Source organism: Tenacibaculum xiamenense (assembly GCF_964513065.1).
GTDB lineage: Bacteria > Bacteroidota > Bacteroidia > Flavobacteriales > Flavobacteriaceae > Polaribacter > Polaribacter xiamenense.
On the sequence record NZ_CAZEQU010000016.1, the window covers coordinates 91,734 to 103,791 of the forward strand.

The following is a 12,058-nucleotide window of genomic DNA, read 5'->3' on the forward strand; positions in this document are numbered from 1 at the left end:
TTATTCTAAATTAAATAACTTTGATACAGGTTTATACACAGTATATGTCGAATTTTTAGTATTCTGATACTTTTTAATAGAAACGGTGTCATCTATAAAGGTTGCTTTTTCTATATCAATCTTTTTTGAATTAATAATATCTAATGGGTATTTTTTTTTCATTTAGATTCATTTTTTAAATATTTTGAAATTTCTTCTTCTAAATAATAATTGCACGCACTATTTATGTAGCCAACTTGACCACACGGATTTATCTCAAGAAAAACATAACGCCCATCATTGGTATATAATAAATCAATTGAGCAATATGTATAGTTCAGAATTTGTAATAAAGATTTTAATTTTTTTTTAATTTTTTTTGGCAGTACATAAGGGACAATTCGTGGTTTATTATCAAGATTTTGTAAACTCACTCGATAATCTACATTATCTTGATTATCAAAAATTGCAGATGAGTAAAATTTATTATCAAAATAGATGGATCTTATTTCAAACTTTTTTTTTATTCTTTGTTGAAAAAAACTTAGACCAAAATTATCAGGGAGTTTTTCTAATTCATTCTTTGTCAACAAAAAAGTTTTAGAATTGTCAAATAAATATTTTTTTTCTATAAAGTTACTTGATTCATTGATCCTTTTACAAATAAACTGAAACTTATTATGAGTTTTTATAAATCTTAATAATTTTTCCTTACTGGTTGTAATTAGAGTTTCAGGTATTTGTAAACCAACATTTTTAGCGGCTAATAAATTATAAATTTTGTTGGTTTTTTTATTGTTTTTAGTATTTCCAATTTTTTTAATTTTTTTAGCTTCTAAAACACCGTCTATTATTATATTTAAATTTTGAAATAATAATTGATTTAATTCACTTGAATTGTTTTTATAACTATCATTTAAATCAATAGCTCCTCCGTTAAACCAAATGGAAGTTATCTTTTGAATATCTATCTCCTCTGAAAATTTATTTTTAATCAACGAATGATTTTCAGAATGTGCTTTGAAAACTGATTCAACATACACAAAACCATTACCTTGACTAATTCTAAAAAAAGAATAGTTCATTAAACAATCAATAACATCGTTTACAAATTCATCTTTTTGTTTCGAATATATTAGAATCATAACTCACATTTTTCATAATCAATGATATATTCAAATATTTCACTAGAATCACCTTCTAAATTATTAATATTTAAATCTTTTAGAATAGCTAATGGAGTATGAAAGATATAACCATCCTTATTATTTGAATTATTATAAATTATTTTTTTTCTTGTGTGTTCTTCTATTTTTTTTCTTATGTGTTCTTCCTGAAAAGAATTATTCTCAACAAAATTACTTTTGTATATCTTACAATCAATTACAACGTATTCTATTTTATTTACCTCTGAAATATGTTTAAAAAGATCTTGTTTTAAAGTTCCATTTACAACAGCATTTTTTAAATGCTTTTCCATCAAACTTGAGTTTGCTTGATAGCTATGCCATAGTAATGAATAATAACTTGGTTTATAATTAATAATAGTATCTCCCTTTAGACTGACTCCAATTAACTTTTCTGACGGAAACCCTCTATTAATAAAGAGCTTATTTAAAAGAGAATCCAAAAAAATAGTCTTTTTAAATGCATCTTTCAACTCTACTCTACCTGAAGGGATTAAACAATATTTGCTTTGATCAATTTCACGTAATATTTTAATTGAATCAATCAACTCCCTGTCAATGTTTTTTAAATAGACTTCATGTAATACATCTACTTTTTGTAAGAATTTTCCCCATTGAATCGTATTCTTAAATTCATTGAAAACTTCTTTTTCAAAAAAACTTAAACCAACCCCCCTTTCAACTAATTTTGATGAATAGAATAATGCCTTTTCCCAATTTTTGGTTTTCAAGGATGTTATTAATGCATTATTAATATCTGTAGAAAAGTACCTCCCATCACTAAAAGCTTCAATAAAATTATTCTCAGCTTTATAATACTCTTTATCAAGAATGTTATTTTCTGCTTTGAAAATTAAATTATCGTAATTATTTGTGTATATGTTTTTGTTACTTTTTGAACAAGAACATAGCAGGAGAATTAAATAAAATTTAATGATGTTTTTGAATTGCATAAATTAGTAAATATTGGTTTAATTAAAAATGAAAAAAAAATTTAAAAAAAGGCTAATATTTTATTAGCCTTTTGCAATTTTAAATAACTTTTTAATCTTATGCCCATACAACTCTAACACCAGCCAGCTCACCATTTGTATCATCTGACTCCCATGTTAGAAAATAAACATTCCCCCTCTTATTTGTACATCTACTGAATCCTCCACCTGTACAATCTCCTCCTTTAACAAAAGTCATTTTTTTTGATTCTAATTTAACATCAGAAAACTTCTCTAAACTCAATTTTTCCATAATAAAAATTTCAAATAATACCTACTCTATTAAAGGTTTTTCAGCTTCCACCTATTGTTGCAACAAATATTATTCACACTCAATAAAAAGTGTTATAGTTTACTAAATACAATGACTGTAGAATAAATGTGACAATAGCAATTTATCATAATCATTTTTTTGCTAAAGTAAATATTTCTAAACTTAAAACAAAAATATTTTACACTATAACTATTTTTAACCAATCCTGTTGAAAACTTCCCCTTTTTCAGACAGTTCTAAATTAAGTAACCAAAAAACAAAATACCATTAAGGATAAAATCTATACTTTAGTGGTATTTTTATACTCTAAAATTATGCGGAAATTAACTAGAATCCTATTACCAGCATTTACCATTTTTTTGATCGCCTGTAACAAGCCTTTAGATATTCCATCCGTTAAGAACTCACCTAATCCCTACCCTGTCCAAAAAAAAACTGATAGCCTTCTTTATCTTTGGCATCATAAGGATATAGAGCTAGATTCTTTCCCTGGTATAAGTTTAGACAGAGCTTATGATAGTATTATCCCCTATCTAGGTTCAGGAAAAGAAGTTATCATTGCTGTTATCGATATGCCAATCGATATTAAGCATGAAGATTTAAGCAGTAACATTTGGACAAATACAAATGAGATACCAAATAACGGCATCGATGATGACAAAAACGGTTTTATCGACGATGTTAATGGTTGGAGTTTCATATCAAACCCCGATGGCAGAATATCAAGGTTTGTAAACTATGAATATACTCGAATCCTAAAGAAATATTCAAAGGACTTTTCGAATAATAACATTTCAGATTCAATTATTTACAAAACGTACAAAAAAGCTAAAGCAAATTATGATGAGAGAATGAAGTATGCAATTAAGGATACTGCTTATATCAATACTCAACATAGAGGAAAAATTGCAGCTCAAAAAACATTATCTCTTTTTTTTAATCATACTGATTATTCAACAGAAGATTTAGATAGCTTAAAAAAAGCTCATCCAGATAATAAGACATTACAAAAGCATATAAGATGGATGAAAATATTAATGAAATACGGATTTACCAATGAATATATTGAGCAGTATCAATTAAAAGCGAATGAACGTCTTAATAAGTTATTGAATACAGAGTATAATGATAGACTTATTATGGGAGATAACCCAAATAATATAAGTGATGTAGGGTATGGAAGTCCTTTTATTGATACATATGAAGGTTTCTTTGATCATGGAACTAAGATGGCAGGATTGCTGGCAGCAAACAGAAAAAATGGAATAGGAATAAAAGGTATTTCAGATAATATCAGAATTATGCCTCTTTGTATTTCTGCCTTTGGTGATGAACATGACAAAGATATTGCTTTGGCAATTCGTTATGCTGTGGATAATGGTGCAAAAGTCATTAATATGAGTTTTGGCAAAGAATTTTCATTGCACAAACAATGGATATTCGATGCCATTAAATATGCTGAAAAACATAATGTTCTAATTATAAAATCATCGGGAAACAACGGCCAAGATGTTGACAGCTTTGAAGTCTATCCAAATGATTATGATTTCGAAAAGCAACAAGAAATTACCGATAATTTTTTAGTAGTTGGAGCTATTAATTATAATGCTAATGAGACTATGGTTCCTGCTTTTTCAAATTATGGAGCAAATAATGTAGATATTTTTGCTCCTGGCTATAAAATGAACACAACTGTTGCTAGTGATAAAAACTATGAAATAATTATAGGAGGTACTTCAACTTCTTGCGCCATCACCTCTGGTGTGGCAGGGCTTTTATATTCTTATTATCCAAATCTAACCGCAAAAGAAGTTAAAGAAATTATTATGAATAGTGGACTTTCTTATGAGTTTCAGGTAAAACTCAACGATTCATTAGTCCCATTTAGCAAGCTATCAAAATCAGGCAAAGTACTGAATGCTCATAACGCACTTATAATGGCTGATAGTATTGCTAGATAGATAATTGATTTATAAAATATGTAAGAGGAATGCTTTTTATTTCATTCCTCTTTTTACTTATATTTTCAAAAAACGATTCAAAAAAGTGTATAAGTTCAAAATATCCAGAATATTCTCACTGGAGTTCAATTAGTCTAATATTTTAGTTGATTCGTTTGATAATTTCTTTTAAAACATCTGGATGAAACTCTTCATAGATAGTATTAGAACGTACATTATTTTTTTCCTTTGGTCTAGAAATCGTAAACTTTGAAGTATCAATCCATTTTACCTTTCTGCCTGTAGTTACTAAAGGGTTACTTACAATACTATTATCTTCAATCACCCCTATACCTTTCACATATATGTCTTGTCCTATTGGAGCAGCTTTGATGTAGACAATATCACCTACTTTTAAGCTTTTAAAATATTCCTGTAGTTCTGGGGCTTCCGTAGCACTCCAACCTACACCTACTAGATTCTGATTAATAAAATCTTCACTTACATCTGTATCGTAGTAAGCACCTACACCATATATTGCCATATTATTATTTTTTTATTTTCATCATAAAATTAGAAAATTAAATAGGGTTTCAAAAAGAACCAGAAAGAAAATATATCTGGTTCTAATATGTATTTTATTCCCATAATTTGTATTTATTCTAAATTCTCAAGAATTTCTTTTATTCTTTTTTCTGAAGGTATTCCGTATAAAATTGGATTAGATAATTCGTCAATAACATCTATATACTTATCATAATCTATATCATCCCTTCCTTCAATAACATTAGTCCATTCTTCTACAACAGATAAGTCAATTTGTTTTTTTAAGTATAAATCCAATAAATTCTCTAAATGGTCTTTCTGTAAAACAATAAGCTCTTCAGAATCCCAATCAAAATCAGATAATTTTATTAATATATCTCTACTTGATATAGGGTTTTCAAGAAGTTTTTTTAATAACTCTATTCTTGTATTAATCATTCTTCTTTTTATTAGGAATTTTATTTTTCGAATGTATGATCTTATTATTTTTATCGTAGGTAGTTTTATAATATTGTAAAGTTTTACCAGATTGATTTATTTGTTTTTGATAAATAGCTTTTGACCCTGGAATATTCTTAGCAGAAGAAGTTGCTTCAAATACCTTTCCTCTATTTGGGAGATCCCTAATATTAATATTTTCTTTAGCATTACTTGGAATTTTCTTTTTAAAACGGTTGAAATTATCTAATTGCTTATTATTAAGTTTTGAAATACTATTTTTTACAGTATCTATTACATCATCTCCATACTTCCCAACATCTAAAACCTTATCAGCTACATGTCCCCCTCCTTTTATTGCAGGACTCGAAGCAAATGGAATAAAGAATGCTACACCAGCAATAGCAGCTCCCACAGAACCATCTTTAATATTTTGATTCGCCACATTAAGAGCTACTTGGTCTCCCGTAAGAGTTCCGTACATACCAAACCCCATACCTACACCCATTTTAACAACTCCTGTCGCAATATCAAAGGCATCAACTACCGTATCTAATACATTTCCTGTCGGATCATTATAGTTTACAGGGTTATTCCGTACATAGGTGTACTTATTTAGTGTCTGCGGATCTGTTATATCTCCACTCCAGTTATCTCGGCTCGCAAACCGACCAATACTACTACCATAATATCGTGCTTCGTAATAATACAGCCCGGTATCTTCGTCTTTTTCTTTTCCAGTGTACTTGTAATCATTTTCATAATTACTCGCACTGTCATCAATTCTGGTATCTCCAAATGGGTAATAGTCTAGTAGTTGTACCACCGCACCAGTACTATCTGTGTCTACATTCCCACCGCTCAGGTGGTCTTCGTGATGAAATATGAGATTTCCAGTACTGGAACTCGCCACAGGAATCGTAACACCACTAAGTCCTGTTCCTCCTGTACTTTCTACCAAACACATAGTACTACATCCGTCTCCATCGGTGGTGTTTCCGTCATCACAGGCCTCAAAACCTTCTACAATTCCGTTTCCACACATACTTCCAACGGCTACCTCAATACCACAGATAGCATTACATCCATCTCCATCGCTTGTATTTCCGTCATCACATTGTTCTCCAGTCTCTACAATACTATTCCCACAAATAGGAGCTACTGTCTCAATCTGACAAGTATTACTACATCCGTCTCCACCCTGAGTGTTTCCATCGTCACATTGCTCATTGGTTTCTACTAATAAGTTCCCACAAATCGGAGCTACCGTCTCAACCTGACAAATGTTATTACACCCATCTCCATTTTCTGTATTTCCATCATCACATTGTTCAGGAGCTTCCACCACTAGATTTCCACAAATAGGACTACTCACAGCAGGGGCTTCAAAACGCAGGGTTCGTCCATTTTCCGTTTTTCCAGCCAAAGCAGGCAGGCTGTTTACCCAGCCCCACAGGGTACTTTGCAGGCTATTATACGGTACTCCTGCTCGTATCATATGTGCTACAACAGCCGTCACTTGTGGAGCAGAAAAACTTGTACCATCAATATCCTCATAAACATTGTTTAGCTTGATGCCCCAAATGTCTTGTCCTGGAGCCGCTATATCTACCGTCAAACCGTAGTTACTAAAGTACGCCAGATGATCCCAAGACGTTGTACTTCCTACAGCAATAATATTATCTAGATCATAACTCGCTGGATAGGTAGGGTCAGTATCATTATTCGTAGCATAATTTCCAGCAGCAACCACTACTGGAATATTATTATTTCTAGCATTTACTATAGCATCATAAATTTCTTGTGAATATGTAGGGCCTCCAAAACTGGCATTAATTACATCTACACCATTATTTACGGCAAAGTTGATAGCATCTGCAATGTCACTACTTTTCATAAGCCCTGTACTATCACAACAAGCTCTTAATGCCATAAGTTCTATTGTATTATGTCCAATACTGGAAATACCTTTGGCATTGTTCGTATTCGCATTTACCATTCCACTTACTGTAGTTCCATGACTCAATCCATCCGTTGGATATGGATTAGTATCAGAGTCAACAAAATCATATCCTCCATTCATACATCCGCCTATAACAGCTTGATTATTTTCATCTACACAATTTGCATCTTGCCACATAGAACCCTGTAATTCTTCATGGTTAAAATCTACTCCACTATCTATTACGGCTACGGTTACTTTCTCTGGCGTGTTCAGATTTACACTTGTTCCGTTATATACATCGTCAAAGAACGTATTAATATTGAGTGACTGATACCCCCACTGATTCCCATATTCTGGATCATTTGGCGTATTTTGTAGCTCAAAGAGTGTTACTGGTTCTACTTCCTTAAGCAATGTTCTTTCCTGTACGTTTAATTTTTTCTTTAGCTTCTTATCCAAAGATTTTTTCTTTGCTTTATTAATCTCTCGTAATTTCTCTTTTTGGGCTTTGAGTTCTGATTTTCTTACTTTTTTCTCATTTAAACTAAGTCGCTTTGTAGTTCTTTTTTCTTTCTTTCTTTTGTCTTTTAAAGCCTTTTTATCCGCTTTAAATTCATCAATCAAGATTCGTTCTTCAAAGCTTACACCTTTTTCTTTTCGTATGTCTTTTACTCGTTTTTTAAGGTTCGTTTGTTGTCCTTTTGGTAATGCTTCAAAGGTTGGTGCAAACTTCATTTTTGCTCCAAAAGCTCCCATTGGCATTTGCAATGTAATAACCAGTGCCAACGCCAAACTCAAACCCTTTTTCCGATATGTCTTTTGTGTATTCATGTCGTTTAGTTGTTAGTTTTTGTTGCCACCTTGGCATCCTTAATATACATATGCACTTTCCCTGTAGTGTCTTCTAAATCGTAGTATTTATCTATATAATACGTTGTTTTTCCGCTTGTCTGATTGTCTTTTTTTACTCTGTCTTTTAGCTCGTCATAGTAGTAATTCACCGTAGTTGTTTCGTCCGTACTACTTGAAAGAGTATCGTTATAATTCCAACTATGTGTCCATGTTCCATTACTAGTGAGATTTCCGTTATCATCATAGGTATAAGCAGTTCCTACTACATCTGTTACTGCATGGGGAGTAGCATTTGTACCACTGGCACTTCCTGCATTATTTCCTGCGTAAGTGTAAGTACCTACATCAGAACGAGTCAGCATATTTCCAATACTGTCATAGGTGTAGTTTCGTGTGTAATCATTACTATTCGCACTCCCTGTAACTGCTACTTGTGTAAGCCGGTACAAATCATCGTAGGTATAATTTGTAGTTTTTGCAGTATCAGTATTACTGCTATCTACTATCTGCGTAATATTCCCAACACTATCATATCCATATGCTAAATTTTGTAGATTACTTATTCCATCTGTCGTATTTTTTTCAGTAAGCCTATACATCTTAATTGCTAAATAGGTATTGTTTGTCTCGATACCATTAGCAAAATTGATTTTGGTTATACTTCCTAAAGGATTATAATCTACATTTGTAATTACATCCTCACTTCCTGCAACAACTGTTTCTATTTGTCCCGCATTGTTATAAGTATTCGTCACTACTGTTGTATCTGGGTACGTAATCGTAATTGGATTGCCTGCTTTATCGTAAGTAAACCCAAGTACAAAATCTTGTCCGTCAATCGTCTTTTTATTTTCAGTAATTCTTCCAAGCACATTATACTTATATGATTTTGTTACCGCAGGGGTTACCGTCTGGGCAAGTCTTCCAATTCCATACGTTCCACTGTCATAGCTATGACTGGCTTCGATTCCATTTTGACCTATATAATTTTCTACTGTGATTCGATTCAGTTCATCATACGCATAATTGACTTGTTCATTTTTCGCATTGGTTTTCTGAGTAATATTTCCATTAGCATCATACACAAAACTATCTGTACCAAAGGTTGTATCGCCCACTTTATGCCAGTGTGTTTCACTGAGCTTTCGACCAAGCAGGTCGTAGGTCATAAGTTTTTGATTCCCTTGACTATCCGTCATCTTTGTCATCTGACTCAGTGGGTTATAGGTATACACCGTAGAATGTGCCGTTCCATCAAGATACTCTTTCACCTCCGTAATATTTCCTCTCACATCGGTAATGATGTCTTTTCGATTTCCTTCTGCATCGGTAGTAGCTTTCAGTTCTTTATTGTAGATTACATGCGTTGATCCCATAGGGTTTGTAATCTGAATCTCTCGATTCATCGGGTCATATACCATAGTAGTACCAATAGCGTTTTGGTTAATGGTTTCAAAAGTGTTTCCTGTACTCTCAAATGGAAGAATAGATTTTTTCACATTTCCTCGTTCATCATAAATGGTATTACTCACAATGTATTTATTTGCTCCTTCTGTTTCTGTTCGGGTTTGAATGGTTCTGTCAAAACCATCTAAGTAGGTTTTTTGCTCTACATCAATTCCACTTTGCAGATTTATATTTTGAGTTACCGATACGGGCTTATTCACTAAATCATAACTATATGTTTTATGGGTTTCCAAAATATTCACATCACTGAGCGATGAATATTGTTCAGCTATTACTCGTCCAAAAGTATCTCGTTCTATGTGATGTATCATTCCATTAGCATCTGTAATACTTTCAGCCTGACCAAAACGCATATCATACTCCATACTTGTAGTATGATTTTTGGCATTCGTTATCGTGACTGGATAAAGATTATGTGAACCATACGTAAGGGTTGTAGAAAACCCACGTCCATCAATAAATTTCGTAGGAAGTCCTACACTGTTATATTCATACTTCTTGGTAATTTTTGTATTACCACTGGTATATTCATCCATCTGCGTAAGTGAACCTGTGCCGATATTTCCAATAGACAAAGCATCATAAAACAGTTCTGTTTTTCCAATCATCGTACTGTTTATATCTAATTGCTCTATCGAACTTGGATATTCATACATATACGCACCACTATTTACCGCATAAGTGGTATTGGTAATTATTTTATCCTGCAATGTGTCTGTAAATTCACCCGAAGTATTTGTAAGTATCACTTCTCCATAATCTATTTCCTGTGTAGTATTTCCATAACTATCATAATTATAGGTTTTGGCAGTAGCTCTTGGTGTGCTTTGCCCATCATAATCTGCTATTACACTTCGACTCATAAACACAAAGTATCGGTCTTTATCTGGGTTGACATCCGCTAAAGCTGACTTCTCCCATTTATATATTTTAGCTTGGTATAAAGTATCATTTGCATCTAAAGATTCTTCTCGGTACATCTTCCCTTTTTTGGCAATATGATCCTCAAATTCTCCTTGTGTACTACTGGTCGTATTATCTGGTGCGTTCTCACTCTGGTGGAAGTATACCTTCTGTTTATTTCCACTGGCATCTACTACCGTTACGGTATGAAAACCAGCATATTCTTTTTTATACGCATCTAGATTATCATAGTACGAATGCCCACCTTCATAGGTATACGTGGTGGTGTACATGGGTTCTGTACTGGTCGCTTTTTGCCCTACCTTATGCAACGTATACACCGGAAAGCTCAACCAATTCGTCGTATCCCCATTTGGCTTTCTGTACGCACTCGAATACTTGTATTCCAGCTGATGCACTCCACCAGAAGAATTTGTAATGGTCTTCATATAGTGTCGCTTTTTGTGCGGTGTGTTTTCGGTTCCGTCATAGTACTCAAACTCCGTAGCTGGTAAGCTTACACCACCTGCTTTTTGCGTAATACTGGTAAGCAGTTGTACCGCATTGTTTACGGCAGTGTACCCTAAATCATACGTCGTTATAAGCTCAGGGGTACCACTGTGGTGTGTCCAAACCTCAATGGCATCTATGTTGTACTTTGCCACTGTTTTAAACCCTCGTGCATACGTGGCATAGTCTGGTCTCGCCATTCGCGCAAACTTCACTTCATAAATCCCCAAATCAGATCCATTATTTGTATACCGAATCGTCTCTGGATACACCTGCCCACCTTCTTGGTAGTACGTATATGTAATCGTATTTCCATATCGGTCTTTTTTCTCACTCAGTAGCCACTTATACACTTTCGTCGCATCATCTGGGTCTACTTGTGTTACATCAAACGTATACTGAGTTCCCGCCTTATCCCAGGCTGTCCAAGTATTGTTCGAAAATACATACTTCACAAAGTTTTCCTCTCTCTTCGCTCCATACTGCCCCGTAGCATCATCTACTACTAGCAGCTCAGCATATTGCCCTTCTATCGTCGCACTAAAGTCATTTCGGCTATAGAGTTTATCCACTCCTCGCTCAGTACTTCTAAAAATAGCACTTTCTGGTATCTCCCAACCATATCCAGCCATCCCATCAAATTTTTGATAGTTACTGTTATAGGCAAGTGCCAATTGCGGGGTCATTCCATTTCTTCCCTCTGGTAAAGCCATTGGGTAGTGGTACGTTGCCGCCCCTGTAAACAAACTCACATCAAACGTCCCCTGCACTCCTTTCAAAGAATTCAGCGCATCAATCTTTACCGGTTTTGGTGGTTCTGGTTCTGCTACTGGTGCAGCAAACAAACTCATCACCGCATCATAGAGCACCGTATTTTGTACTTCTGGTTCTTCTGTAGTAGGTGTTTCTTCCACCACCTCAGCTGTTGTTTCTGTTTCTATTGGTGTGTCTGGTACTTCTTCGGCAAAGGTAGGTACTGCCAATACCCCAAGCATCAACCACACATACATGTGTTGTATCTTCAT

The 12,058-nt window shown here is 33.6% G+C and carries 9 protein-coding genes; 1 reads left to right on the plus strand and 8 read right to left on the minus strand.

The genetic code is table 11. From position 1 onward, the window contains the following. The 4 genes from ACKTTV_RS07190 to ACKTTV_RS07205 all read right to left on the minus strand — a co-directional run bounded on the left by ACKTTV_RS07190 (position 1) and on the right by ACKTTV_RS07205 (position 2,411). Positions 1-162 (minus strand): hypothetical protein, encoded by a 162-nt coding sequence (locus ACKTTV_RS07190; RefSeq protein WP_408030148.1) that lies wholly within the window; start codon positions 160-162, stop codon positions 1-3. Beyond that, positions 159-1,064, minus strand: a complete 906-nt coding sequence (locus ACKTTV_RS07195; RefSeq protein WP_408030149.1) for an ATP-grasp domain-containing protein — start codon at positions 1,062-1,064, stop codon at positions 159-161. Before ACKTTV_RS07195 ends, ACKTTV_RS07190 begins: the two co-directional genes overlap by 4 nt. Before the next feature lie 56 nt (positions 1,065-1,120). After that, positions 1,121-2,119 (minus strand): hypothetical protein, encoded by a 999-nt coding sequence (locus tag ACKTTV_RS07200; protein WP_408030150.1) that lies wholly within the window; start codon positions 2,117-2,119, stop codon positions 1,121-1,123. Positions 2,120-2,216: 97 nt separating this feature from the next. Beyond that, positions 2,217-2,411 carry a TIGR04149 family rSAM-modified RiPP gene (locus ACKTTV_RS07205; protein WP_408030151.1) on the minus strand — a complete coding sequence of 65 codons (195 nt, stop codon included), beginning with the start codon at positions 2,409-2,411 and terminating at the stop codon, positions 2,217-2,219. 335 nt (positions 2,412-2,746) lie between these two features. Between ACKTTV_RS07205 and ACKTTV_RS07210 the strand changes: the two genes are divergently transcribed. Beyond that, entirely contained in the window at positions 2,747-4,393 is a 1,647-nt protein-coding gene (locus tag ACKTTV_RS07210; RefSeq protein WP_408030152.1) for a S8 family serine peptidase, read from the plus strand. A gap of 142 nt (positions 4,394-4,535) precedes the next feature. On the opposite strand, the gene ACKTTV_RS07215 is transcribed toward ACKTTV_RS07210, so the two are convergent. The 4 genes from ACKTTV_RS07215 to ACKTTV_RS07230 form a co-directional block, all read right to left on the minus strand. Then, entirely contained in the window at positions 4,536-4,916 is a 381-nt protein-coding gene (locus ACKTTV_RS07215; RefSeq protein ID WP_408030153.1) for a hypothetical protein, read from the minus strand. A 113-nt stretch (positions 4,917-5,029) separates the two neighbouring features. Continuing rightward, on the minus strand, positions 5,030-5,356 hold the full coding sequence (locus ACKTTV_RS07220) for a hypothetical protein (RefSeq protein WP_408030154.1): 327 nt from the start codon (positions 5,354-5,356) through the stop codon (positions 5,030-5,032). Further along, positions 5,349-8,132, minus strand: a complete 2,784-nt coding sequence (locus tag ACKTTV_RS07225) for a S8 family serine peptidase (protein ID WP_408030155.1) — start codon at positions 8,130-8,132, stop codon at positions 5,349-5,351. The genes ACKTTV_RS07220 and ACKTTV_RS07225 overlap by 8 nt, the downstream gene beginning before the upstream one ends. Before the next feature lie 5 nt (positions 8,133-8,137). Continuing rightward, complete coding sequence (locus tag ACKTTV_RS07230) at positions 8,138-12,058, minus strand: SpvB/TcaC N-terminal domain-containing protein (protein ID WP_408030156.1); 3,921 nt, start codon at positions 12,056-12,058, stop codon at positions 8,138-8,140.

What these genes read in the sequence shown, in the direction of transcription:
- ACKTTV_RS07190 (WP_408030148.1), bottom strand. Translation starts at nt 162, where the DNA reads ATGAAAAAAAAATACCCATTAGATATTATTAATTCAAAAAAGATTGAT.
- ACKTTV_RS07195 (WP_408030149.1), bottom strand. Translation starts at nt 1,064, where the DNA reads ATGAACTATTCTTTTTTTAGAATTAGTCAAGGTAATGGTTTTGTGTAT.
- ACKTTV_RS07200 (WP_408030150.1), bottom strand. Translation starts at nt 2,119, where the DNA reads ATGCAATTCAAAAACATCATTAAATTTTATTTAATTCTCCTGCTATGT.
- ACKTTV_RS07205 (WP_408030151.1), bottom strand. Translation starts at nt 2,411, where the DNA reads ATGGAAAAATTGAGTTTAGAGAAGTTTTCTGATGTTAAATTAGAATCA.
- ACKTTV_RS07210 (WP_408030152.1), top strand. Translation starts at nt 2,747, where the DNA reads ATGCGGAAATTAACTAGAATCCTATTACCAGCATTTACCATTTTTTTG.
- ACKTTV_RS07215 (WP_408030153.1), bottom strand. Translation starts at nt 4,916, where the DNA reads ATGGCAATATATGGTGTAGGTGCTTACTACGATACAGATGTAAGTGAA.
- ACKTTV_RS07220 (WP_408030154.1), bottom strand. Translation starts at nt 5,356, where the DNA reads ATGATTAATACAAGAATAGAGTTATTAAAAAAACTTCTTGAAAACCCT.
- ACKTTV_RS07225 (WP_408030155.1), bottom strand. Translation starts at nt 8,132, where the DNA reads ATGAATACACAAAAGACATATCGGAAAAAGGGTTTGAGTTTGGCGTTG.
- ACKTTV_RS07230 (WP_408030156.1), bottom strand. Translation starts at nt 12,058, where the DNA reads ATGAAGATACAACACATGTATGTGTGGTTGATGCTTGGGGTATTGGCA.